Raw genomic sequence first — 25,179 nt, forward strand, 5'->3', positions numbered from 1 at the left:
TTTTAATGGGGAATAAGTAATGGATGACGAATTAGATGAAATTATTGATCTGATTTTTACTGCAATTCAAAATTATATTGAAGCTGAATTAAAGAATAATTTGAATGAGGATTCTATTTCAATTGATATAGAACAAAATGATCTAGGTGAAATAGAGGTGGGGATAGAAATTTATGTCGAATCATTTCCTTATAACAAGATAGATCTTCAAAATATTGTTGACCAAGCTATTTTACATGGGATCAATGTTGCTGATCAGAAATGTCCAAATCTTGTTGTAAAAGCTAAGAGTAAATTTTTAAAATAAATAGATGTTGAATAATGTTACCTTCTAGCCATTGTTGTAGTAATTTACCCTTTACAAAAACTAGCCATTCGCAAATGGTATTATGTAAAAATCATTTCATTGAAATGATTGAAAAACGGGTTAGAAAATCTATTACTAAGTACAACATGCTTGAAAAAGAAGATCACATTGGTCTTGGGTTTTCAGGAGGAAAAGATAGTGTTGTCTTGATTCATATTCTCTCTAGCTTTCTTAAGAAGTATCCAGATTCTAAATTAACAGCTATCACCATTGATGAAGGTATTAAAGGATATAGAGACAAATGTTTGAACTTAACACGTAAAATTACGAAGCATTATCAAATTAATCATATAATTTTATCATTTAAAGATTTATACGGTGTTACATTAGATCAAATAATAAATATTAGTCAACAAAAGAATTTTTCATTATCAGCATGTGCGATGTGTGGAATATTACGACGAAGAGCTATTGATCATGCAGGAAAAGGGATTAAAGTATCTAAAATAGCTACTGCACACAATCTAGATGATGAAGCACAATCAATTCTACTGAATATTGTACGAGGCGATTCCAAAAAATTCATTCGATTGTCTCGTAACCCAATTCAGAAACATAGAGAATTAATTCCTCGTATAAGACCTTTCGTGAGGATATCTGAACCTGAAATAGTCTTGTATGCTCATGCTAAATTACTAGAATATCATTCATTTCCTTGTCCATATGCCTATTCTGCAATGCGTAATGACATTAGAGGATTTCTTTCAGAAATGGAAAGAAAAAGATCCCAAACGTTGATTAATATTGTAAATCTACATGATAAAATCCTTGATTTACTTCCTAATACTGATATAATGACAATTCCACCAAATAAATGCAGTAAATGTGGAGAAATTTCAAATAAAATACCTTGTCCAGTTTGTAAACTATTTGATGAGTTAGGGATAGAGAAATCTAGTCTTCACCAATAGTAAGGAATTTTTGATCCTCATCGATCCTTTTAATCACTCTTTGATTTTTTTTAATCGATTGTACTAGAATAAGGCCATCAACTTCAAGTTGCATAAGCGCTTTATTTAATTCCCTCTCAGAAATTTCCCCAATGTCATTTTTAAGTAACCTAATTAAATCATCTTCAAGAAGAACGCCTTCACGTCTTTCTACTATATTCATAATAGAGAAAGCTAGCGGAAATGGTCTCCAATAAGGATATTTGTCGTCTGATATTTTAATCACCGAAGGTACTACTTTATAAGTTCATTTTAATTAGTTATAATGTTTAATGACCGTATTTAAGGTTTATATGTAAAATATACAATTGTTTTATGGATTGATCTATTCTACCCAAATAGTGGGATAGTTTGCTGAGAATCGATTCCAATACGTCTACGGAATTGTGATTCTTGATTTTCATACCACTTCATCATTTCTTGAGTACATGAAGAATGCACTCGGGAAAGTGCAGCCTCAAAATGTCTCCACTCAACGAATTCACGTTCCTCTCGAAGAGCAAGCATTCCTGCTTCTCGACATATTGCTTCTAGGTCAGCACCAACATAAAATTCGGTTTCTTTCGCCAATCTATCAAGATTTACATCTTTAGAAAGAGGCATTTCATTTGTATGGATTTCAAGAATGACTTTTCTACTCTGTTCATCTGGTGGAGAAATGTACACAACACGATCAAACCGACCAGGACGTAATAGAGCAGGATCTATCATATCTGGTCTATTTGTGGCAGCAAGTATTACTACATCTCGAAGTGGTTCGATACCGGCTAATTCAGTTAAAAGCTGACTAATTACACGCTCATTTACACCAGATGAATCGCCTGATCCTCTTCTAGCGGCCACAGCATCAATTTCGTCGAAGAAAATTAATGCTGGAGCGGCGATGCGTGCCTTCCTGAAAACTTCTCGAATAGCTTTTTCACTTTCTCCCACCCACTTTGATAGCAGCTCAGGACCTTTAACGCTCAAAAAATTCACTTTACTTTCAGTAGCAAGCGCTTTAGCTATTAATGTTTTACCAGTTCCCGGAGCCCCAAATAAAAGAACTGCACGAGGTGGATTTATACCTAATTGCTTGAATTTTTCCTTCTTCTTTAGGGGCCACTCCACTATTTCAATTAATTCTTGTTTTATTAAATCCATTCCCCCTATTTCTTCCCATCTAACATTAGGAATTTCTATAAATACTTCTCTGATAGCTGAAGGATGTATTTCTTTCAGAGCAGCTTCAAAGTGTCGATCTTCAACTTTTAAGTTATCAAGAACAGAAGGTGGAATTGTATCCTCACTTAAATTTATTTCTGGTAAAATCTCTCTCAACTTTTTCATTGCTGCTTCTCTTCCTAGAGCTGCCAAATCTGCCCCTACAAATCCATGTGTTATTACTGCAAGTTTTTCAATATCGACCTCTTCTATGCCTGGCATTCTTCTAGTATGGATTTGTAAGATCTCTAATCTTTCATTTTTATCTGGAACTCCAATTTCTATTTCACGATCGAAACGTCCAGGTCTTCGTAATGCAGGATCCACTGCGTTAGGACGATTAGTAGCACCAATAACAATTGTTTCTCCCCGACTCTCTAAACCATCCATTAAAGCTAAAATTTGTGCTACAACTCTTCTTTCAACTTCTCCTGTTACTTCCTCACGTTTAGGAGCGATTGCGTCAATTTCATCAATGAATATAATGCTGGGAGCATTATCTTCAGCTTCTTTAAAGATATCACGTAATCTTTGTTCGCTTTCTCCATAGAATTTAGACATAATTTCAGGCCCTTGAATAGGTATAAAATGAGCTTCTGATTCGTTAGCCACTGCTTTAGCGATTAAAGTTTTACCTGTACCAGGTGGACCATGTAATAAAACTCCTTTTGGTGGATCAATTCCTAATTTTTTAAACAATTCTGGATGTTTTAATGGTAACTCTACCATTTCACGAATTTTTTGAATTGCTTCTGATAACCCACCTATATCCTCATAACTTACTCCAGGCATGCCAGTTTCCATTTCAGAAACAGGTTTTTCTGAAACATTGAGCTTCGTTGTGTCGGTAATTAGAACAATTTCAGTTGGGGTTGTAGCATTTACGATAAAAGGAATTGAACGGCCTAAGATTGGGATTAAAACAGTATCATTTTTAGATACAGGATAACCGAGGAGTTTTCGTTTGACAAAGGCTTCAAATCCATAATCTAAGGAAATTTGGCGTGTCGGAGCAATATTCACAGTCTTAGCTACTTTTATTTGTGCTTTTCGAATACGTACATTTTCTTCCAATGAAACCTTGGCATTTCGTCGAATTATACCATCCATTCTAACAATTCCTGCCCCTTGATCTTCAATATATGCTGGCCAAGCAATTGCACCAGTTTTTTGTCGTCCTCTAATCTCAACAACGTCTCCTGTAGTAATTCCAATCTCTCGCATGTTAATATCATCCATGCGTATTTTTCCCCGACCAACATCTCGTTGCCTGGCTTCAGCTACTTTCAACATTACTTCCTTTGACAAATTTCTCAACCTGCTTGTGGATCTGAAGACATCAAATATACTATAATAGTATAAATTCACTGTTACTTTAAATTTAATTCTAATTTATTTCGTCAATATTTAAGGATTTATGATATGAAACTCAATATTCATCCTTCCCCACTGGATTCCACTCCGAATTGATTTATTTATTAATAATCTATAATCGTTTGACGCTCAATTTCACAGTTATCCACATCATCAAGTTCAAGAAGACGATCCTCAAACAATTGTAGAGTTGCTGTTCCTTCATCTGAATCAGACGTTTTCACATATAGCTTTATGGCAATTAAACCAAAGAAAAGAGGTTCTTCTTCTCTCTTCAATATCTCGATCTCAAGTCCACTACTTAAGTCTTCTTGGGCTCGTTTAACAATTGCTTCTCTATCTACTTCTGGTGAAGTAGGAATAACCTTCAATATTGATAAAACATTTGACATGATTTTTTCCTCTGGTATTCCAAGAATATATCAAAAAATTATAGATATCCTTAGGAGAAAAATTTTAAGGCCCCTCAAATTCACAATTTGGACATTTATATCTGTTACCCAGTTTTCGACAGCGTTCACAACGAACTATTGTGATCATTCCACAATTTGGACAAAGAAATTTAGTTGTACCATGTTCACTGGGCATAACCGCAACTTGACAAGGATTACATCTCTGCATTCGGATGGTTTCACTCATAAAATCGACCTCACAGTCTAAATCCCTCTAAAAAAGAAATCATAATAAAGCCTTCTCAACATTATTGAATTTTCAACCACATATGATAAGTCAGATTTATTCTCTCAGAAGTGAGAAGAAAGGATAATGATTGATATCAAAAATAAAATCATCTGAAATTATAATTATAAAATTTTGGTGCTTAAAAATGAAGAAGATGATCAGATTATAGAATTTCTAATAATTCATTTAAAATGTGACCGAAATGGCAGCTTTTGGACATTTAACCTCTAAGAGATCTGAGGATATATCATCAACTGAAAAAATACAGAAAATATTAGATGAATTAGGAGCGAATATGGGTGTAAAAAAGGCACTCTTAGTAAGTGAAGAAGGTTTTCCTATTATGTCAGCACGTACAGCTCTAATAACAGATGAGATCGAGACTTTAGTGTCTGCCATGGTTGCAGGAATAGTAAGTACATTCTCTGGAGCCTGTATTCAGCTTGATCTTGGGAGTGATATTGAATATATAAATGTTAAAACCCCTTTAGGTTTAGGATTAATGTGTAGTGTTGGGGCAACTATTCTAGTGTTAATCACTAGTAGCGATGTGAGAATCGGGTTGATGCAATACCTTCTTTCAACAAATCGAGAAAAAATGCTAAAAGTACGCGATTTTTAATATTTACACACATTTTATTTCTATGTTTCAAAAACGTAAATTTCTTATTTCTACGAAATTTAAAAAAGTTTAATAATTCCTTAAAAGGTCATTCATTAATAGTCAAGTCATAATACCTCGATCAATAATCTAGACATAATAGGTGATTATGAAATTGACTCTTAAAGAAACTAATTTGATTTTAAGGACAATAAAATGTCCAACAGGTATGGAACCAATTTGTATCCTTGATCCAGATCACCCTTGTTGTGAAGACATACCTAGAGAAACCATTGGTTTTGATAATGGAGAATTAATTCGTCAAGGAAATTCTGCGATTGTTTCACTTAAAATTTCTTTTAATGATCCTGTGGAAGAATTTATTTTTGAAAGAATAAGAAACGAATTGTGGAGAGAACCAGGTTCAAAAGTTAAAGTGATTCGTGCTCCTGAAGAAGGGTATGCTATATCATTTTTTTTAAATACTGAAATGGTTAAGACCAAAGAACAAAGAGAAGCTTTAATAACATATTGGATGAATTTTGAAGTTAATTTGAGACAAGTTCTCACTGATGGTAAAATGGTTATTAATAAATTTGTTCGGAGTCGATCAGATATTTGTCGTTTCTGATATCTCTTTCAAAAATCTGAAAAAAAAAGGGATTATTTCAGATTATAATGAAATGAGGAGGCATCAATGTAAACATTCACATCATTGCTATTTATAATATTATCCTATCTGATACTAAATCAAATAGGATCAGGTGAATTCATGTTGGGAACATTTGAAGCATCAGGGTCATAGTAAATTGTTACTGACCATATCCATTGGGCGCTTAAAAATTCCCCTCTGGTTAAAATGACAAAAAGTATACTAAAAGAATAAAATTCACCATATTTTTGTTGAAAAGGGCAAGCTAGTAACTTAGGACCAGAAAAAAGAAAAAAAAAGAAAATCGGTGTGTTTATTACGAAACAGTTAAAGGCAATACAAGATCCTCTTGGACTTCTCCCTCGACAGAGAATTTAACGGTAATTACCCAATTTCCAGCAGTAAGGGCTTCTGCGAATGTATAATCTTTTATTTGGGCACCTCCTCCAATGACGTTAAAGCCAATGAATGTAAAATTCGCATAGACTCCACCATTCGAAATAGTAATATTTGTGACGGATGCATCCTTTACACCATCATTTCTCAAGGCAATATGAGCTCCAGTTGCAGAGAGAGTGGTTGATTCATCGAACACCAATGAACCACCAGGAGCTGAGATCATTGGTAGCACAACTACAAATAATACAGCTCCAGCTGCAACAGCAAGACCAATTAATAGAATTGCAGCGATGATAGGACTAACTGCTCTTCTTTTACGTATAATTCGTGGCATCTTCAAGGTTTATTTTCCTCCAAACAATTTCTTTATAATTTAAATAACATTATATGCTTTTTTTGTTGTTTATGCATTTGTGAACTAATTATATTGATATGACTATTTAAATAATTTTTTTTCCGAGAGATTACTAAAAGCAGTTTTTCTTTTAATACAGCGAGAACTAACATTCATTGTTTTAAAAAGTGTTTTTACGAAGGATTTCAATTTCCTTTTGTAGTTTAATTAATGTTTGAGGTAGAGTTTCTACCATAACCCGTGTTCCAAGTATTTCCAAGAAATTATAGTCTCCAAAGTAGCGAGGAACTATATGCCAATGGATATGACGAACACTAGCTCCTGAAACATTCCCAATATTTAAGCCAATGTTAAATCCTAAGGGGAAATGAGTTTTTTTTAATAGTTTTATTGAACTTTGAATTAAAATAGTTAAATGACTGGAAAGGGAGGCAGACAACATATCGAATTCTTCAAAGTGATCAAGTGGAACTATAAGGAGATGTCCAGGATTATAAGGATATTTATTTAATAAAATCATCGCTTGGTCATCTCTAAAAACCTCCCAAGCAGTAATGCTTTTGTTCTTATTCGCTATTGCGCATAAGATACATTCATTTGAATCTTTCTTTTTTCTAACATACTCAGCTTTCCAAGGAGCTGCAAGATAGCTTTCAAATGGAGATTTTTTCATTGATTTTTCCTCAATTTATCACTATTCTATTTTAAATATAAAATAGTATTTGATTGTCTCTTGAAATAAATAAGCTGATTGCGGTTTATTGTTTCAGAAAGGTTTTTTTTGAACAACCACAATTAAAGGAATAAACAGGTGTAACTAAATAATGCTCTGGTCAAGACACATTCCATTTAGTATTTTCCTTCTTTTGATTATTTTGATCAGTGGATTTTGTGTTCTAAATTCCAAGACACTACAAATTATGAATTCTAAGGCACAAGAGGATAAAAACGTTAATATAGCCATATTTTTTGGATCAGATCGTGATAAAAAGCTTGGAGAGGAGTTGATTAAAGATTTAGATGGAAAAATTTCATTTTATAACATCTCCTCTGTTCTTACCAATGAATCTTTTGGGTTGGATAATACTAGTATCACAGCTGTTTGGTGGTTGAATGAACTCCTTCTTCCAATAGACTTCTCTATTTTTGGAGATATAGCCCAATGGATAAAGGAAGGAAGAGGTATATTTATTTTGAATCAATTCTTTCAAAAAACGCCACTTCAAGAATTAAGACAAATAGGTATTGAATCATATAGTCCTTTTATTTATCCCTTAAACCAAGATGAAACACAACTTGACCTAAAATTAAACAAAGACGCCCAATCAATGTTAAACATTAGTTTAGAAGAAATAGAATTCAATGGTAGCTGCGGATGGGTACAGCTAAATAATCAAACAACAATACTGGCAGAAATTCCTTTGCCAATAGAAATTCCTCTGAATAATCATCTTACATCTGGAATATGGTTACACGGATCTAAAATTGTCGTAGGAAGTTTTTCTCTAAGATTTGATCAAGCAATAAATAGTATGTATTCCCTTCTCGGAATCCATAATGTAATGGAATATACAATAATCGACATCATCCGACAATCAGCTCTTCTTTCTATTTCAGATATACCTACCGGAGCACATCTTCAATTAACCGGATTTGAATATATATTTAATGTTGCTATATTGTCTATTGGGATAATTTTCGCAATATTTCTATCAATAAAACTAGGAATCCTCTCTAAGCTGAATGAGCTAATTTTTGGTTTATTTACTGGTTTTATTTTCTTTATCGCTCATGTTACCTATTCACCTCAGAGAAGAAGAATCAGTGAGGAAGAATTACTAGATAATGAGCTAAGAGGATCAATTGTCGATTATCTAGAATTAAAAGGAGGGCAAGGAGCTCATCTCAGAGAAATTCAAAGGGAATTAGGCTGTGGAATCTCTACCCTACTTTGGCATTTACAAGCACTGGATGATTTTAATTTTGTAACCCATGAAAAAATTGGAAAATACCATATTTTCTATATTACAGGAGAAAAATCTATTCAAACTTCAGAAATAGCGTTAGCATTGAAAAGTGATGTAGCAAAAGATTTATGTAGATTATTAATTAGAAAAAAGAAGCCTGTTTCTTTGTCGAAGATTTCTCGTGAAATATCTGTCCATCATTCTAGTGTTCAGCATCATATAAAGAAATTATTGGATTTAGAGGTCATTTTATTAATAAAAGAAAAGAAAAGGTCATATTATGGAGTCAATCCTAAACAAATTCGTTGGTTAAAAGATCACTTGGAGATTGCGTAATAATGAAAAGGAGATCAATATTGATTAAGATTTTTTCTGTTGGATTAATTTTTGTAGTTGCTACTACAACTGGAATGCTTAAATCAGAAAACTCATTTCAATTCGCTCAGCTGGATTTTTTCTTTTCTGAGCCTCTTGCAGGAATAAAAGCTGATTATAGTCCTGGACTTTCTCCTGAAGAATCATTAAATATTTTTTTTGACATAATAAATAATCAGTCGATCACAAATGGGAATGATACTGATCTACAGCAGGATAACATTTTCACATTAATGAAGCACTCCAAGTTTGGATTCAATTCATTAGTTTTAGTACTTGAACATATTCGAAGAACACAAACGATTTTCCCTCTTCCAACCATTGAGTGGAACGCCACAGTACCTTTTATAAAACTTCTCCATCAATTTCAACTTGATTCAGGCGAACAGATCGTTATATCTAAGGATATTTTGGGATTTGCTTTGAAATTAAATAGTAGCGATTTTAAGGCAAATGAGTACCAGTTAGGCTATCCTAATATTCCAATTGAATTTTTAGAATTCTTGATCACTGAATTTAGTCAAGGCTTTAGCATAAAACAAGACCAGATTGATACATCTGGGACTATTTTTTCAACAACCTCAAATTGTAGTATCGCTTTGGAAGAGACAATGAACGAAGTGGTCGTAACAATTAATTTTGAGAATATAACTTACCTATTTCAAAATAATAGCATTGATCTTGATGAGATTACTCCTAATAAATTTAATCTATCAAGGAAATTTCTAATTATCCAATTTAAGAATATAGCTTTTACAATTTGTCTTAGAAAATTTAGTCCTAATGAATTAGTAGGCATGGAGACATTTACACAAATATCTATAGGTGATGTATTAAATTTAATAATTAATGAACCATTGCCAACTGAAGGTTCTTGGGACTGGTCTATTGAACATACCATTCAAAAAGACTTTCTAGGTTTGATTCCAATAGAAGAAGTTTTATCTTGGTACTCTGGACCTGATATTCAAAAGAGATTAAGCCTTTTTAGTGAGACTCAATTTTCTTTTCTAACCTCCTATCAAATAGCAATATTGAACGGCACAGAGAGATTAAAGGACAAAATTCTAATTGATAATACTCCTATAACAACATTGGAATTAGCACAAATGAATGTACCAGTCAATGAGGAAATCAAAATTAATTATAATGAAATTCCCTATTTTGTAAAAAAATTTATTGGATTTGATTTTGTAAATAAAGATGAGAATCAGATTGATCAATTAGAAAGTAATTTGATTGCTCTTTCCCAACAGTCTGGTTTTTCTGGAAATAAATTATTTCTTGAAAAGACAATATTAGTTCGAGATCTTATTAGTGAGGGGCTTAAACGATTTATCAATAAACCTGAGATTATACAATTAACTAGTGACCAGCTTTACCAATTATGCGGATTATATTTTACTTATTCCAGGTTTATTCAAGATTCATCTATTAAATCGTGGGATGGAAAGAAATTCTACTTCAATTCGATAGAAGAGGGAATTAGAAAAATTGGTTTACAAATATCAGGAAAAAATGATCAAATTACATCATTTAACATTGTTCATTGGATACTTGTTATATTAATTATGATCCCACTTTCAAAAAGACATAGAATTATCCTATTCAAATAAATAAGCTTTTAAATTAGCAAAAAAACTCCTAAGCTCATTCCAATTGCTTAAGATTATATACCAAAGTAATTAAGAGTGATACAGGATTAGTAATATGTTTTGAATCTTTGAACAGCTGATAAAAAATACAAATCTGCGGATAATTTACCTAGCGGTTAATCTCTTTGATGTTATGCCGAAATTTATTCCATACTAGTTTATATATGAGACATGAGTGATATTTCATAGATTAAGGACTCTGGATAGAAAAAGAATGATTTAAACATAAAAATCTAAATTCCTATTCTTTAAGTCCAAAATTAATGGTGATAAAGTAATGAAAAGGAAAATTCTATTTGGATCGTCAGTAATCCTATTACTGATGATTCTAACCTTTACATCTCCAGCATCTGCTGCAACATTTGCAGGTCATGATTTTACAGAAGAATATTTTGCAGTAGAGGTTGATTTAGCTGTTCCTGATCCTAGTCAACCTGATGTCATCTCTGACCTCTTAAATGCAGCTGCACCTATTGGAGATTCTAATGAAGATTTCGATATCCAATTCTATATGAATTATATGAATAATTCAGGGATCGAAACTGCCTTTTCCGCATTAGAAAAGGTAGAATACGATTTGAAATTTGGTGATCTTTTATCAAGCGATGTCAAAACTGTTCTTGAAATGAACCCCGCTTATGATGAGGCTTTAGAAGCAAGTATTTTTCATATTAATGCTACTGCACCGTTTCAACAATTAGTACAACACTATAAAACACCTTGGGCCGAAGATGTCTTTGTTACAAATAACTTCATGTCATTGATTGCATACTCTTCAAGTCCTGATGACCAAATTATGGATTCTGGAGATGAAATTTTCATGGGATATACTTTTAGTGCTCAAGAATTAATTGATGCAGTAAATACAGTTCTATCAAATAACGGTAAAACTTATCAAATCGGTTATTTTGATTATAATCCTTATTTTGAGAAAACCGCAACAGGCTTTAAATTTGGGATTGACTATTCAAATATGTTCGTTCTATGGCAAAGTCTCGCTATAAAACCAAGAGGGGTTAATATCTTCGGACAGTCTGTTCCAACTGCTGCTGTTCAATCTGAAACAAATGGAATAATCTTTGGACAAGACATTGTTGCAGCAAGTGTTCTTGATTTTCTCAATTTTGAGTATATATTTGAAACTCAAACAATAACTGGTGCAAATGAATATGTTTTAGGAACCGTAACAACCCATTATAACATTGGAGAAACGAATTTATTAGTTGTGAAAGAAACTAGTATTCCAAGCGAAGAATGGAGTTTTAGTCCATTTCTAGCAACCCCTTCCTACACCTTTAATATACCTTCAGTTCTTGTTGGAACTCCTATTCCTATAGCAGGAGTTAATATTCCCTCATCTGTAACCATAAATCTTCCTGAATTAGCATTCTATATTGATGATGATGCAAAGACAAGAATGCGCTTGGCAAACAGTTTTGGCCTTACAGTAGCTACCGCGACAACAACATTTGGTCTTTCAGTTTCTGATCCAACTTATGAAGACAATCTAGATCAAACTACTAGCACAATTGATATTGCAATGGGTGGAAATACCTTTTTCTTCACAGAATTTACTGGAAAAAACACCTACAAACTGCTAGGTCTTCAAAGTCTGTTTGGTATTGACCCAACAGTTGATCGTCCTGTACATATTCTTCCCTTTGATCCAGCTGGTTGGATAGTAACCAATGTTGCACATGCTTACTTTGTGGTTGAATTTGCTTTAGCTTATGGATTTACAAAATTCCTAGCTGAACAATTATCACCTCAGCTATTTACAATGCCATCTAAAGAACTTTATATCAATTGGGTGTTATACTTTACATTCACTGAATTCCCAGAGTGGTACGGTGGTGAGATCTTACACGATCCTTCATACTCAGCTGTTGCAGCACTATCTGTTTCAGGAGCTTCGTCTACTACTGCTCCTCCAGGTAGCGATACAACGGGATTAGGAATACCAGGATTTGAATTAATCTCAGTTCTCCTTGCAATTCCTCCCCTATATGCTTTATACCGTAAAAGACGGCGATAAAGCTTTTCTTCCTTTTTTTTCAATAAAGTCGGGTAGGGATTTCTGAAGTAGTTTTAGCTTGTTAAGTCCTCACAGTCTTAGAGTCTAATGGAAATAGGTGATTTAATTCTTACTTTTTGAAGATGAAATTTATGGATGAAATTCTTGAATAAAAAATAGATCAAAATTTTTTTAATTTGAATTCCTTTAAAATGAATTAATGAAATTATTAATTATCTCAATTAAAAGTTAATTATTCTCATAAAATTAATACGAATAAAGCGAATGATCCATTATGGCAATTATAGATCCCCTCTTAGACCCTTTTAATTTAATTATTTCATTTTTTCTAAGTTTTTCACCTGTTATTATTCTTTTTCTTCCCTATCTATTGACCAGAAGGAAAAATGAGAACTTTATTGCCATTCTTTATAATCGTGCATATATTGGATTTTTTGTGTTTTATCTTGCTTATTTCATTTTTCCCAGTATATTAAACTTCTTAGTACCTAATCCAACTGGTTATCTGAATAAGGAATATTATTCCGTACCAGGAACAAATCAATGGACGACGGTATGGGATTCCGCAGCTGTGGTAAGATTTGGATTAATCTATCTTCCCGTCCCTTTACTTATAAAATATTTGATTGGACACTTCGTTAATTCAATTATTATATATTTAACATATCCTGTGGTAATTTTAGCATTTGTTTTCGGTATTTCACCTTTAATTTCAATGTTAATTTTGCTATACCAGACATGGGGAGAAAAAAGACGTGAAAAAAGGCCTATTTTACGATTAATTAAACAGAATAATGATGAAATTCAAAGCCTTCGGAAAAAAATAGGGAAAAGCCCAGAGAATGAAGTTTCAGAACTTCAAATGCAACTAAATGAGATTGAAAAGGAAAAATCAGAATTAATGATGCAATTACAGGAGATTCAAACTGTAAAAAGCCGATTAAAAGATATTCAATATGAAATGGAAAGCTCACCTTTTCAAGAAGTAATAAAGAGGGTTAAAGAGAAGAATTGGGATAATGAAAAAGAACTATTAAAAATACTCATAGCGATCTTGCCTATTACTTTATTCTTATTAATGACAATATTACAATTATTGGGAGAAGAGGAAAATCCTAGCTTACTTCAAGGAACTTCAATGGGGTGGTTTTTAGAGATATTCTTTGCGTACATTGCTATGATTGTATTTAGTGTGTACCTGATTAAAGCAAGTCGTTTATCACGAAAAGGAAAATTTTTAGGGAATCAGCTATATATTGCAATGGTTCAGAGCTTATCGACTGTTGGAGCTTTTATGTCAGGTCTTGCAGTAATTCTCTTTTTATTAAATTATTTTCAACAAATTTTTGTAATTTCATACTTCGTGGTTTACTTTATTATGGTTTCATTCTTTTTTGTTCTGTTTCTAGATATTTTTGAACCATTTTCAGTATATTTACTCATTAAATTCATAGAAACCTCGAAAAATGTCCGACAAGCCTTCAAAAGAATAAATTTTAAGAATACATTTTACTCTTTATCTACTGGTGTTGTGGTTGGGTTTCTACTAGCAATTGGATTCTTTACTTACCGTGTATTTATTGCTAGTGTTTTTATAAACTGGGAAACAGTTCAATATGAAACATTTTTCTGGTTAACACAAAATTACACCTCATTTCTTCTCGCAGCGATCTTGATTCTATTTATCCGTAGATGGAACTGGAGTATTATTGGAACAGCAATCGTTTCGTATATCTCCTTGATTCTCGTTAGTATTATTATATTTGGCTGGTATACAAATCATTGGTATACACTTCTGGGTTTTAATGTCGCTGATCTTTTTCCAAATTTTAATGGATTTGTTTTGATAGAGCCCTTTACGACAGTTACCTCAATATTTGCAGGAATTATTGAGTCAAAAGATTTATTTTGGTTAACTTCTATATTTAAGGAAGGAATGTTTAATGAGATCCATTTTATCATTCCTGAATTAACCCAGATTCCAGTCGAATGGAAAGGAACTGGAGGAACATTCTTAGGAATATTATCAATTCCTTATAATTTACTCCATCCATTAGCGATTATAATGACTTGGGGTTCAATACTGTTTCTAGCGGGAAGGAAATTTCTGGTTGAAATCCAACGAGGAGATGAAACTGGAAATGAGAAAATTCATTATAAGGCTATATATTCTGAAATTAATTCCTTACCTACCTTAGGAGAACTCATAAAGAAATCTGATATTATTCTTATAGAATTAGTACAACCTATTGATCCAAATTTAGAAACTAAATTGAAAAATGCTCTAATTAAGGTCGATAGAGGAGAAGAGATATTTAATGCGATATCTAAAGGCAAAATTAGGGTAGGAAATATATCAGGACAATATCAAATAGAACTAAAGCATTTTCATCACGTTTTGGATGAATTGGAATTTGAATACGAGATACCATTGAATAAAATATTAAAAATATATTATCGTGAGTTTGCTTATTCATACGAAGAGGTTACTATTGACTCTCTCCATGTAATGATGCTAGACGGACGTGCTGTCTTGTCTCATACATTTGGAGATCAATCTAAGGTTGAACCCGCACTTGTAGCAGGCCTTTTTTCAGCAATCACTTCTTTTGCTAAAGAAGCGGTCCGAAGTGAACAGTTATTAAAAACAATTGACCACGGTGACGTGGTACTTACTATTGAATATCAAAAACATGTTTTTGCAGCCATATTTGCTGATAGCACATCTAGTGAGCTCCGAAGAAAATTAACCGACTTTTTGGGTAATTTTGAAGCACGGTATGCTAAAGTTCTTCCCGCATGGCTTGGAAATTTAGATATATTTGAAGGTGAAGAAAAATTAATCGAATCTCTATTCTCGGTTTGAACTTTATTCTCTGAATTATATCAATCAAATAGTAAGAATCCTTCAGAGTCTCTCTTAGTGATGTACAGAAGCAATTGCAAAAATATAATCCTTATCGGAATGGAAGGCAATTGAACATATAATTAATTCTTCTCCAGATTGAAAGGTAATTTTCTGGCCATTAATGGGATTTTTTTTCATTTCTTGGATAGTAAATCCTTTATTATCCATGATTCTTGCCCATTTTTGTAATTCTGCCAAGGAATAGATGTCTATCCTCAGTGTATTCGCGTTTACTCTATAATTTGATTCAAAAATTAAATCACGTTTCAATATATCCATTTTTACAGCATTTTGTAACGGATTTGGTTGTATAGAAGTAATTATCTGCTCAAACCATTCTGGATCCTCCCTTGAGACTTGATCTATCCTTAATTCAGCTTCATCTTCTTGAGTAAAACCATTTGATAGAATATCTAAATGTGATTCAATTGATTTACTAGACATTTGAGGTAATTTTCGATTCTTATTTGTTAAAATAACTATTCCTTTCATAAACATGCTGGCAATTGCTTCCAAAATTTCACGATAATTATATTCGGAGTTTAAAAGACAGATATTAACTATTTCTTCTAGAAAAACTCCTTCAGTTGTTGCAAGTTGTGATAATTCTTTCAAAATTATGTCACATAAACTAGTATGAATTGATTCCTCTTGGATTCCTTCATTTAATTTAAGAGGTGTAAGAATAGCTAATCCAAGATGTTGATCAAGGAGTTCATTAACAGTCGAAAAATCATCAAGTACTCCCATAAAATTTTCTAGAAAGGAACTAAATTTAGTTTCAAAGGAATAAACAAAATTTTTAAGCCTTTGTTTTAATCGATTTGGATATTTTGGAGATTTTGAAAGGATTAAAGCTGAAACAGAATATTTCCCTTCTACTGAGAAAATCTTAAATGCTTGATCACCAGTACCAAGTTCTTCTGTAAATTCACGAAATTTGGTTCTATCCTTAACCCCTTTTTGAGATTTGAGTTCGCTAAAAAGTCCAGAAATAGCAGTTAAAAATCCTGAAACTAATTGTGGATCAATTTCTAGCATTGTTGTCCCCAATTCATATAAACAAATTCCTGTTTTTTTATGAAGTAAAATGACATGATTCATAGCGAGTAAATTTGAAAGATCTTTAGCATCGAAATTTTCTAAAGGAGCGAGAACATCTTTCATTGTTTCATTTTCATCTTTAGAATCAAATAATTTAGTAGTTTGTGGACTTCTGTCTAATTTTTTGGAAAAATAAGGCAGTGATGTCGGAGGACTATCAACTTGAGGATTAATATGTTTCGTCATTCGTTGTCTTACTTTTATTTTAATTGGTTGTTGAATCTTGGTTTGAGGACTAAAAATAATTGCTTCTCCTCGGTTTAAATGGGGCATTGACGCGATTACGTTATTACTAATACCTTCCATCAGACGGATCTTTGTTAAATCTTTATCTGATTTTATTCTTAGAGCAATTAATGTATTCATATTCGCGATTATGTCATCTGGAAAGTCTGCAGGTCTCTGTGAGATTAAAATAGAATAAATCCCAAATTTTCTTCCTTCACGTGACATTCGAGTAATTATCTCATTTGCCATTGAGAAGCGATGGGCTTCTTCTATAACAAAAATTATTTCTTGATCTTTCTCAATTCTTCCTTGAATTTTTTCTAAAAAAACTTTTGTAAGGATTTCACTTACAAGAATTTGTCGTTTTTTATCATCTACAAATTCATCTAGACGTACTATTGAAATTTGTCCAGGAGAAACTAAACTAGTAATTTCTAGTTCCTTTTCAAATAAATCTAAATTGATAAGAGTTGTTATTTTTGAAATTAAATTATCTCGAGTGCCTGGATGAAGATCTGAGTCTAATATATTATTTTTTAAGTCAATTAAAGATAATGGTTCTTTTACTATATTAATCAATGAATTCTCTTGAGCACTAGTAAGATCTAGCAACCTACGAAGTCTTTCTAAAGAGAATTTTGAGTTTAAACCGATTTCTGATTTACTAAATATTAATACATTATCATAAAAGGCTCTAGAGGAGTAACCATCCTTTTTTATGCTAGATTGATATTCTTTGTTTGGAAAACAAAGCCCCCAATATTCAAAATGAATATCGAATAGGATGACAGCTGCGGACGGAGATTTTAACATTATTTCTTCAAGTAAAACGCCTATACAGTATGATTTTCCTGCGCCCGTACTTGCGACACATAAAACATGCCTTTCAATAAAATTCGCAGGGATTAAAAAAGGTTCAGTTCTACCAAAAGAAGTAACAATATCCCCTAAATAGATGCTTTCTTCTTCTTTAGAAGATAGGATTTTAGAAACTATCCCCTCTTCAGGTAAATTTATGATCGCATCATGAGAAATTGGAAAATTACAGGGTGTTAATGTAAAATTATTGAAATTAATTTCTCCAATTATCTCTGCGTTTCCCTTGATTTCTCCTGATTGAGATTGAACAAGAGTTTCAATACGGCCAAGAAAAAAAAGGGATTTTGAATCTCTTATATCTTCAATAATAATAAAATCTTGTTCTCGAAAGTTCTCTTTATTTGGATCAATTATAAAGAATATTTCTGAAGTTGAAGATTTTGTTAATTTCATATCTGAAGTCAACCATCTGAATAAAAAGACCAGGATAATTCTTTAGAATAATAAAACATTTGGTTAAAAAAGCAATTTAGGACTATAAAAATAAATCCAATTTTGTAATCCCCAAACCATTATAAGTTCGATTCAATCAGATAATCATGCTTTCATCCTTTATTTTATGTTTAAAGGAACTCTTATTTATTTTTTGAAGATTGAAGAAAATTAGATTTCATATTAATTCTATTATTAAAGAAAATCCAAAAAATTAGTGATAATGAAATATTGTTCAAAAGGGTTAAAATAGGATGTTCAAATGATTGTAATAGAGACTGTTCCCCACATTTATCCTCGGAGTGACAAGAAATATGGGAATCTCAACTGATTATGACATGGTTATTGTTGGTGCAGGGCCCGCTGGAATGGCTGCTGCTATCTATGGTTCAAGAATGGGATGGAGAACATTAGTTTTGGATAAAGTGGCTGTAGGTGGGTTGGCGGCCACCACATCTATTATAGAAAATTATCCTGGATTTTCTGAGATATCAGGAATGGAATTTGCGGAAAGACTTCGTAAACAGGCTGAGAAATTTGGTGCAACCATTCGAGAACTCGTTGAAGTAACTGATATTGAATGTAATAAGTTTCCTATAAAGGTTATAACTAGTTCTGGAGAATTTTCTACTAAAGTAGTCATCATCTCCACTGGGACAAATCATCGTCATCTGAACGTTACTGGTGAGAGTGATTTCGAAGGTAAGGGGGTTTCTTTTTGTGCGACTTGTGATGGAGCGCTTTATGAGAATAAAATAGTGGCAGTTATTGGAGGGGGTAATTCAGCAGTTACAGAAGCACTTTATTTGAGCAATGTTGCCCGTAAAGTTTATTTAATTCATCGAAGAGACTCTCTACGGGCCGAAGAATCGTTACAGAAGCAAATCTTAAATACTTCTGAGGTAGAATTTATATGGGATACAATTGTCGAGGAGATCGAGGGTAATGAACTTGATGGAGTAAAACGAGTGAAAACAAAAAATATCAAAACAGGAGAAGAAGATTCAGTCAGGGTTAAAGCAGTGTTTATTGCAATTGGTATAATACCAAACAATGAACTAGCCAAGAAAATAGGAATAAATTTAAATGAAAATGGTTTAATTATAGTAGATAAAAATCAGAGAACAAATATTCCTCGAATATATGCTGCTGGTGATATTACACCAGGACAAGGACAGATTTCAGTTGCTGTGGGAGAAGGTACAACCGCTGCTATCTCCGCTTTTCTTGACATGAAAGGTGGCGATTGGTATGGTCAAGAGACCAAAACTGGTTGACTGATAAGTTGGGAGAATTCCTTTCACATTCAAGTATAGCTTTAGCAAAATATTTATTTCATTTTAATGCTTCTCATATGATATTTACACCTCAATATAATGAAGGTATTCATGGACATTCTTATAATATCTCAATTGAAATCTATGGTGATCCTGATGATTCAGGAATGATTATTGATTTTATCCTTCTTGAAAATATTTTGAAAGAATCCATTACAGAATGGGATCATTATGTACTAATGCCCAAAGATAATCCTAATGTCACAATTATAGAAAATGGTTCAAATTTTGATATCCAATATGGAGATCGCTTTTATTCAATTCCTCAGAGTGATATTATTCTGTTTGAAGGTATAAATATAACAACTGAAAATTTAGCCAAGTTTTTAGCCAAGAAAATTCAATTTATCTTAGAAAAAGTAAAACCTAGTATTAAATTTTCAAAACTTAAGGTAGAGGTATGGGAAACTCCTATTTATTGTGCCTCGTATACCATTCATCACAAACCGAACTAAATTTACTCATATTCATCATAGAAAATCCTGCGATGTCTTCCCCCTGCTCTGTTAAATTAAATCTTTCTCCATTATGATTAACACAGGCTGCTTTTATTAATTCCTTCGCAATCTCGAACTTTATAATTTTTTTTGCTGTATTTTTTTGCATTTGGGAGTTTTTCATGCTATATTCTCCAATAATTTCTCCGAAATCAAAACCAATCAATCCAATTATTGGAACATTGAAGTGTAAAGCAGTAATAATTGCCCTATCACCATCTGTAAATCCCCCAAAATTAAAAAGTCCATCTCCAGGTTGGGATTGTGTTGATCCCCATACCATTGATCTGGATATTGTTTTAGCATTTTTGTTCAAATAGTCAGAAATTTGAACCTTATTGTCACCATGTCCATGGATAATTAAAATAGCTCCTTTTTTCAAAGCCCAAATTAGTGCAGACTGATCGCCATCTAAATCAGAGAAGATAATATTAGGTACTGAACCAAATTCTTTAAAAAGAAGACAAGCTCCATCACAAGCTATGAAGGATATTTTATTTAAAAAATTGAATCTTCTTATGCGTATAAAATCTGTTTTGAGTGAGGGACCTGCTCCTGCAATAATAGTTGGTTTCAAAAATGATTGTTCGATGTAATTTAATATTGTTTGTTTTGTAGAAGGAGATAATTTTGATTTTAGCCATTTTAGAAGCAAATCAGATGAAATATTATCTTCTTTTTTATCTAATTGAAGTTTTAACGCAATTTTCTGATAATAATTCTTCCATTCATCCCAATACATTATTTAACACAGATTTAAATATTAATATGGATTACTACTAATCATCAATTCAGAAGATTTAATATTTATTCCTTGAAAAAAATAGAAAATTAAAAAAACTTCAAAATTTGTTAATTTTTTGATTAAAATCAATTAGAGATTGGTTTATATTTTGTTAGTGAATACATTTGAGTGGTTTGAGACACCATCATTCAGATGATTAATGATTCTTTCTCCAAAACTGAGGTAATAATGGATTTCAAAATAGGATATATATTCAAAATGAAAAACTAAGGGTTTTTCACATCAATCTCATTATTAGTATCAGTTCCTGATTCAAGTATAGTAGATTGACTTTTTAAACTTTGATTTACTTAAAATTCTATATCAAATCGGTTTTTTATTTATAATAAGTAATTTCATCTTTTAATTTTTATTCTTAATCTTTTGCATTCTTTCATAGCATCTATGATTCTATTGATAGGTTTATAGCTATTAAAGTTCTATATTTCGAATGAGAAGAAAATAATTCAATAAAAAAATTTATAGTTTTTCCATTTTTAGACTAGAATTGTTTCCAAGAAAATGCATTAAATATATAACACAGAACGAAATTGTCCTAAATGTGAGTTAATCTCATAGAGAACCATATTGATGGTTCAAAAATGTGAGATTCTGCTGGACGTTAAGACAGGTTCCGTTCCAATTTGTACTGATCTTCGCGAGAGTTCGGGAAGATTGGAAAGCTGAGTATTGCTCGGCCACAGGGCCTGGGTAACACCTGGACTCATCCGAAACCAGAAACAGAATCTCCAAAATTTCTATTTTTTATTTATGATTCCTTCAAGTTTATTTACTAGACTTTAATGTACTTACCAAAGTTTCATAAGAATAAAAAATTAAATAGATTACTGTTACTCTTTCTGCTTTTAGTATCCTATTTTATTATTTTTAAAGGAATTTAATAGAATATTATTCTAGAGAAATTGTCTAATTCAATAAATAAAAAATGCTATTTTAAATGGTGATTAATAGAAATAAATTTTATGTTTTATCAATCTTGATTTTTTCATCACAGAATTATTAAGAATTAAAAAATTAAGGTAAATTCGCTGTATTATGGTTTAAATGACTTTTGGTGAATTCTATTATGGTTTACTCTTCTATTGCTAAGAGTTATTTCGATGAATTTCCATTCCGTCGACGTGATAAACGTAAACCATCTTCTGGATATTTTTTTCTTTCCCATGCACATTCTGATCATACTGTTGGATTAAAATCTATGTCTTCTGATCCCGATCCAATTTTAGTATGTTCACGAGAAACAGCAGCAGCTATTCAGTTCTTGTATAGGTTTCCTAAAGAAAGAATATTGGAAATCAACTCTAACCAATCATTAGATTTTGATGATTTTATAGTACATGCTTTAGATGCCAATCACTGTGTTGGTAGCTTGATGTACGTTATAGAATCAAAAAATGGAACTAAAGAAGTATTTACTGGAGATTTCAGGTTTCACAGTAAAATGAAAGAAGAATTTGATTTGATTCAGGGAGCAGAAACACTTTGGGTAGATTTTACATATGGAAAAGATCCAATCTTTAATTTTCCTACTCGCGAGGAAATGATCTCGGATATAATTACTTTTATCCTATCTAGTGAAAAATATCCTGAAAATACAGTTTGGGTTGCAGCGTATCAAATTGGAAAAGAAAATCTTCTAAAAACCTTAAGTAAAGTCTTTAAAGTAAAATTATGGGCTCCTGATTCTAAATTGAGAATTTATAAAGAGATTGGAGGCGAATGGGATATTTTTACATCTAATGAAACATCAAAATTTCACGTGGAAAGCCGACGTTTTGTAGAGGATCTCCATGGTGTTGAAGACGAGAAAAAACTGAGTATGCTTAGTGCGTTACGTATTTCACCAACTGGTTGGGCTTTAAAATTAAAGGATAAGCATTTAGATGTCCATTTTTTTCCTTATTCCGATCATTGCTCGTTTCCCGAAGTTCATGAATTTATTAAGCTAGTAAATCCAAAAAATATAATAAAAATTTAACTTTTATTTAATAAGATAAAGCTATAGAACTAAGATTAATATAAAAAGCCATATAATACTAAAAGGTTGTTGAGAAAGATAAAACTAAGAGATATTCGTGGAATTGGTCCTTCTGTTGAAGAAAAATTATTAAAATTTTTTAAAAATGAACAAAATGTATTAACAGCTTTACATGAATCTAGGATTGCTGAAATTTCTTCGATTGAGGGTATTGGAGAGCGTTTTGCGTTAAGTTTATGTAGAAATCTCCATTATCAAGAAACAAATGAAAAGTTAGAGACTTTTCTTAAAACTGAGGATGCAATTTTACTCTATAATAGAATAATTGAAATAATTTCTCATTTTGGGAATACTAGTTATGCAAGATCTAAATTATTCTTATTTTATCCATTACCAATTTCTCTGAAAGAGAAAATTCTAGAAAGACAGGGTAGATCTAAAAAGGCATTAGAATTAGTTAAACTAATTGAACAGTCCAATTACACCTTACAAGATTATAATTCTTATTTAAAAGCTATTTCACCTTTGAAAGAGAAAACAAAAACTTTCGATACAGCTTCTAGGCTAATAGCTACAACAGAAAAACATATTTATAATGAAATCCTTTTGAATGAGGTTGGAAAGCACTGTGAAGTCATCTATATTGAAGATATAGAACAAGTCCCTCAAATTATATACGATTATGATGAGATAATCTGGATTGGATCAGATATTCTTTTAGAGGAAAGCTATCCTAATGTTATTAATATTTCAGAATCTAAAAAGAATGATATTGTTCAAATAATACCTGAAAAAATTTTACAATATTTTGGGACAAATAAGAGAACTTTAGTTGCTCTATCCAGGTTAGCAAATTTACTCCAATCGATTTCTCCATCTGTATTACCTAGTTACATAGGTGACCTTGATTTATCCATGCTTATTAAGATGGGTAGTGATTTAAACAACTTAGATGAGTCTGGAGAACCAAATCAGAATATAAATGTAGAGTACTTAAGGTTGTTTAATGCAGAAAAAAATTTTGAGATCAAATTAACAGAAATCCAGATGGAATTAAATGATGAATTGCAAAATAAACTCCAAGGAACAACTGTTGAACTTGGAGGAGAAAAAATATTAGCATTATTAAAAAACATGTCATATACAGATCCAAATTATTCTGAAAATGGAGTAAAATCTGATTTACGTGAATATTTGGATGATGAGCTTCATTTAGCTTTTGAGGAAATTATAACAACAGCTGAGGAAAAGCTAATAATTCAGCTAGATTTAAAATCAGACGAAATAGAATATTTTACAGGGATTTTTCCAAGAGAACTTAGATTTCCAATCGATCGGAATGAGGAAAATTATCAAAAAGCAAGTACTTTTTTAAGACAAAAGAGGGGAATGAAAGCTTTTGAATTAAAGGTAAAAATCGCAAAATCACTTGAAAAATTTACTGAGATATCAAAAAAGGGACTAAATCTGTTTCTTGAATTAGATTATCTTTTAATGATAGGACGATTTACCCAAGAGTATAAATTGGTACTTCCTAAAATGATTGATGACCATGGTACTGGCTTAGTAGTTGAAGAAAGTCGAAATTTGTTCTTATGTCAGCAGGAACTTCGTGGGAAAATAAAAGTAAGCCCTGTTTCATATGCTTTAGGTGAAATAGGTGCCTTATCCAATAAGGTTAAAGGAGAACGGGTAATTCTTCTTTCTGGGGCTAATAGTGGAGGAAAGACTTCTTTATTGGTTTCAATCGGGATTATAATAATATTAGGCCATATGGGTCTTCCTATTCCATGCAGAGAAGGTATCATAGGAGGATTTAATGAGTTCCACTATTATCGAAAGTCTTCAGGTCAGATGGATGCTGGAGCCTTTGAAAGTACTTTGAAGACACTTTCTAATATGATAATGAGCCCCAAATCACGATTAGTACTAGCAGACGAAATGGAAAGCATTTCAGAACCAGGTGCTTCTGCTCGTGTCATTGCAGCAGTTTTAGATTTATTAAATCATTCACCGAACTCTGTAGGAGTCTTTGTGACGCACTTGGCACAAGAAATAGCTAAATATAATAGAGAAGGTTTGAGAATCGATGGAATAGAGGCACAAGGACTTTCTGACGATTTGGAATTATTAGTGAATAGAACTCCAATTTATTATAAGTATGCGAAATCAACTCCAGAATTAATTGTTAGAAGATTAGAAAAGATCTCGAAAGGTGAAGAAAAGGCAATCTATTCTTATATTCTAAAAGCATTTGATTCTTAATGATTTATTTTTTTAGAAGCCATTTTTTGTCTTTTTAAAGTAGTGGGCCGGACCAGATTTGAACTGGCGACCTATTGCGTGTGAGGCAATTGTCATACCGGGCTAGACCACCGGCCCTTGTTTATAAAAGAA

The 25,179-nt window shown here is 32.1% G+C and carries 20 protein-coding genes and 1 tRNA gene; 12 read left to right on the top strand and 9 right to left on the bottom strand.

The features are described 5' to 3' along the window. The first annotated feature begins 19 nt into the window (after window positions 1-19). Complete coding sequence (locus tag ACWVCY_RS02630; protein WP_455140135.1) at window positions 20-307, top strand: hypothetical protein; 288 nt, start codon at window positions 20-22, stop codon at window positions 305-307. 14 nt (window positions 308-321) lie between these two features. Beyond that, window positions 322-1,278 (top strand): TIGR00269 family protein, encoded by a 957-nt coding sequence (locus ACWVCY_RS02635; RefSeq protein ID WP_455140136.1) that lies wholly within the window; start codon window positions 322-324, stop codon window positions 1,276-1,278. Here the strand turns inward: ACWVCY_RS02635 and ACWVCY_RS02640 are convergent. The 4 genes from ACWVCY_RS02640 to ACWVCY_RS02655 all read right to left on the bottom strand — a co-directional run bounded on the left by ACWVCY_RS02640 (window position 1,262) and on the right by ACWVCY_RS02655 (window position 4,533). Further along, a complete protein-coding gene (locus ACWVCY_RS02640) occupies window positions 1,262-1,543 on the bottom strand; it encodes a hypothetical protein (protein WP_455140137.1) in 282 nt (93 codons plus the stop codon). The genes ACWVCY_RS02635 and ACWVCY_RS02640 overlap by 17 nt on opposite strands. Before the next feature lie 104 nt (window positions 1,544-1,647). Continuing rightward, the gene (locus tag ACWVCY_RS02645; RefSeq protein WP_455140153.1) at window positions 1,648-3,813 is read right to left on the bottom strand and encodes a CDC48 family AAA ATPase; all 2,166 of its coding nucleotides are present in this window, start codon (window positions 3,811-3,813) and stop codon (window positions 1,648-1,650) included. A gap of 185 nt (window positions 3,814-3,998) precedes the next feature. Continuing rightward, entirely contained in the window at window positions 3,999-4,286 is a 288-nt protein-coding gene (locus tag ACWVCY_RS02650; RefSeq protein ID WP_455140138.1) for a hypothetical protein, read from the bottom strand. Window positions 4,287-4,350: 64 nt separating this feature from the next. Further along, entirely contained in the window at window positions 4,351-4,533 is a 183-nt protein-coding gene (locus ACWVCY_RS02655; protein ID WP_455140139.1) for a zinc finger domain-containing protein, read from the bottom strand. Between the two features lie 244 nt (window positions 4,534-4,777). On the opposite strand from ACWVCY_RS02655, the gene ACWVCY_RS02660 reads away from it, so the two are divergent. Both ACWVCY_RS02660 and ACWVCY_RS02665 read left to right on the top strand, forming a co-directional pair. Further along, window positions 4,778-5,197, top strand: a complete 420-nt coding sequence (locus tag ACWVCY_RS02660; RefSeq protein WP_455140140.1) for a roadblock/LC7 domain-containing protein — start codon at window positions 4,778-4,780, stop codon at window positions 5,195-5,197. 154 nt (window positions 5,198-5,351) lie between these two features. Next, window positions 5,352-5,807: a hypothetical protein gene (locus tag ACWVCY_RS02665; RefSeq protein ID WP_455140141.1), complete on the top strand. Its 456-nt coding sequence runs from the start codon at window positions 5,352-5,354 to the stop codon at window positions 5,805-5,807. 337 nt (window positions 5,808-6,144) lie between these two features. Here the strand turns inward: ACWVCY_RS02665 and ACWVCY_RS02670 are convergent, their stop codons facing one another. Together ACWVCY_RS02670 and ACWVCY_RS02675 are read right to left on the bottom strand one after the other, a co-directional pair. Then, on the bottom strand, window positions 6,145-6,561 hold the full coding sequence (locus ACWVCY_RS02670) for an archaellin/type IV pilin N-terminal domain-containing protein (RefSeq protein ID WP_455140154.1): 417 nt from the start codon (window positions 6,559-6,561) through the stop codon (window positions 6,145-6,147). Window positions 6,562-6,742: 181 nt separating this feature from the next. Next, entirely contained in the window at window positions 6,743-7,255 is a 513-nt protein-coding gene (locus ACWVCY_RS02675) for an HIT family protein (RefSeq protein ID WP_455140142.1), read from the bottom strand. 151 nt (window positions 7,256-7,406) lie between these two features. Here ACWVCY_RS02675 and ACWVCY_RS02680 point away from each other — a divergent pair, with 151 nt between their 5' ends. The 4 genes from ACWVCY_RS02680 to ACWVCY_RS02695 all read left to right on the top strand — a co-directional run bounded on the left by ACWVCY_RS02680 (window position 7,407) and on the right by ACWVCY_RS02695 (window position 15,480). Then, window positions 7,407-8,885 carry a hypothetical protein gene (locus tag ACWVCY_RS02680; protein WP_455140143.1) on the top strand — a complete coding sequence of 493 codons (1,479 nt, stop codon included), beginning with the start codon at window positions 7,407-7,409 and terminating at the stop codon, window positions 8,883-8,885. A 2-nt stretch (window positions 8,886-8,887) separates the two neighbouring features. Then, window positions 8,888-10,540, top strand: coding sequence for a hypothetical protein (locus ACWVCY_RS02685; protein ID WP_455140144.1), 1,653 nt, complete (start codon window positions 8,888-8,890; stop codon window positions 10,538-10,540). Window positions 10,541-10,856: 316 nt separating this feature from the next. After that, window positions 10,857-12,614 (top strand): Heimdall-CTERM domain-containing surface protein, encoded by a 1,758-nt coding sequence (locus ACWVCY_RS02690; RefSeq protein ID WP_455140145.1) that lies wholly within the window; start codon window positions 10,857-10,859, stop codon window positions 12,612-12,614. A 274-nt stretch (window positions 12,615-12,888) separates the two neighbouring features. After that, window positions 12,889-15,480, top strand: coding sequence for a hypothetical protein (locus ACWVCY_RS02695; RefSeq protein ID WP_455140146.1), 2,592 nt, complete (start codon window positions 12,889-12,891; stop codon window positions 15,478-15,480). A 54-nt stretch (window positions 15,481-15,534) separates the two neighbouring features. Here the strand turns inward: ACWVCY_RS02695 and ACWVCY_RS02700 are convergent, their stop codons facing one another. Beyond that, on the bottom strand, window positions 15,535-18,126 hold the full coding sequence (locus tag ACWVCY_RS02700; protein ID WP_455140147.1) for an ATP-binding protein: 2,592 nt from the start codon (window positions 18,124-18,126) through the stop codon (window positions 15,535-15,537). Window positions 18,127-18,479: 353 nt separating this feature from the next. On the opposite strand from ACWVCY_RS02700, the gene ACWVCY_RS02705 reads away from it, so the two are divergent. Together ACWVCY_RS02705 and ACWVCY_RS02710 are read left to right on the top strand one after the other, a co-directional pair. Next, window positions 18,480-19,442: an NAD(P)/FAD-dependent oxidoreductase gene (locus tag ACWVCY_RS02705; protein ID WP_455140148.1), complete on the top strand. Its 963-nt coding sequence runs from the start codon at window positions 18,480-18,482 to the stop codon at window positions 19,440-19,442. After that, window positions 19,439-19,957 carry a 6-pyruvoyl trahydropterin synthase family protein gene (locus ACWVCY_RS02710; RefSeq protein ID WP_455140149.1) on the top strand — a complete coding sequence of 173 codons (519 nt, stop codon included), beginning with the start codon at window positions 19,439-19,441 and terminating at the stop codon, window positions 19,955-19,957. The genes ACWVCY_RS02705 and ACWVCY_RS02710 overlap by 4 nt, the downstream gene beginning before the upstream one ends. On the opposite strand, the gene ACWVCY_RS02715 is transcribed toward ACWVCY_RS02710, so the two are convergent. Next, window positions 19,914-20,741, bottom strand: a complete 828-nt coding sequence (locus tag ACWVCY_RS02715; protein WP_455140150.1) for a 6-hydroxymethylpterin diphosphokinase MptE-like protein — start codon at window positions 20,739-20,741, stop codon at window positions 19,914-19,916. The two genes, ACWVCY_RS02710 and ACWVCY_RS02715, sit on opposite strands and share 44 nt — an antisense overlap. Window positions 20,742-21,870: 1,129 nt before the next feature. On the opposite strand from ACWVCY_RS02715, the gene ACWVCY_RS02720 reads away from it, so the two are divergent. Beyond that, window positions 21,871-22,782 (top strand): MBL fold metallo-hydrolase, encoded by a 912-nt coding sequence (locus ACWVCY_RS02720; RefSeq protein WP_455140151.1) that lies wholly within the window; start codon window positions 21,871-21,873, stop codon window positions 22,780-22,782. Window positions 22,783-22,851: 69 nt separating this feature from the next. Then, entirely contained in the window at window positions 22,852-25,047 is a 2,196-nt protein-coding gene (locus ACWVCY_RS02725) for a hypothetical protein (protein WP_455140152.1), read from the top strand. 43 nt (window positions 25,048-25,090) lie between these two features. On the opposite strand, the gene ACWVCY_RS02730 is transcribed toward ACWVCY_RS02725, so the two are convergent. After that, window positions 25,091-25,164 (bottom strand) — tRNA-Val (locus ACWVCY_RS02730). Window positions 25,165-25,179: the final 15 nt, after the last annotated feature.

It is taken from the genome of Candidatus Hodarchaeum mangrovi (genome assembly GCF_975850365.1).

Excerpts from the sequence above, each read along its gene's own strand:
- ACWVCY_RS02675 (WP_455140142.1), bottom strand. The coding sequence starts at position 7,255 with ATGAAAAAATCTCCATTTGAAAGCTATCTTGCAGCTCCTTGGAAAGCT.
- ACWVCY_RS02705 (WP_455140148.1), top strand. The coding sequence starts at position 18,480 with ATGGGAATCTCAACTGATTATGACATGGTTATTGTTGGTGCAGGGCCC.
- ACWVCY_RS02670 (WP_455140154.1), bottom strand. The coding sequence starts at position 6,561 with ATGCCACGAATTATACGTAAAAGAAGAGCAGTTAGTCCTATCATCGCT.
- ACWVCY_RS02655 (WP_455140139.1), bottom strand. The coding sequence starts at position 4,533 with ATGAGTGAAACCATCCGAATGCAGAGATGTAATCCTTGTCAAGTTGCG.
- ACWVCY_RS02635 (WP_455140136.1), top strand. The coding sequence starts at position 322 with ATGTTACCTTCTAGCCATTGTTGTAGTAATTTACCCTTTACAAAAACT.
- ACWVCY_RS02660 (WP_455140140.1), top strand. The coding sequence starts at position 4,778 with ATGGCAGCTTTTGGACATTTAACCTCTAAGAGATCTGAGGATATATCA.
- ACWVCY_RS02645 (WP_455140153.1), bottom strand. The coding sequence starts at position 3,813 with ATGTTGAAAGTAGCTGAAGCCAGGCAACGAGATGTTGGTCGGGGAAAA.
- ACWVCY_RS02690 (WP_455140145.1), top strand. The coding sequence starts at position 10,857 with ATGAAAAGGAAAATTCTATTTGGATCGTCAGTAATCCTATTACTGATG.
- ACWVCY_RS02630 (WP_455140135.1), top strand. The coding sequence starts at position 20 with ATGGATGACGAATTAGATGAAATTATTGATCTGATTTTTACTGCAATT.
- ACWVCY_RS02715 (WP_455140150.1), bottom strand. The coding sequence starts at position 20,741 with ATGTATTGGGATGAATGGAAGAATTATTATCAGAAAATTGCGTTAAAA.
- ACWVCY_RS02700 (WP_455140147.1), bottom strand. The coding sequence starts at position 18,126 with ATGAAATTAACAAAATCTTCAACTTCAGAAATATTCTTTATAATTGAT.
- ACWVCY_RS02680 (WP_455140143.1), top strand. The coding sequence starts at position 7,407 with ATGCTCTGGTCAAGACACATTCCATTTAGTATTTTCCTTCTTTTGATT.
- ACWVCY_RS02720 (WP_455140151.1), top strand. The coding sequence starts at position 21,871 with ATGGTTTACTCTTCTATTGCTAAGAGTTATTTCGATGAATTTCCATTC.
- ACWVCY_RS02650 (WP_455140138.1), bottom strand. The coding sequence starts at position 4,286 with ATGTCAAATGTTTTATCAATATTGAAGGTTATTCCTACTTCACCAGAA.
- ACWVCY_RS02685 (WP_455140144.1), top strand. The coding sequence starts at position 8,888 with ATGAAAAGGAGATCAATATTGATTAAGATTTTTTCTGTTGGATTAATT.
- ACWVCY_RS02695 (WP_455140146.1), top strand. The coding sequence starts at position 12,889 with ATGGCAATTATAGATCCCCTCTTAGACCCTTTTAATTTAATTATTTCA.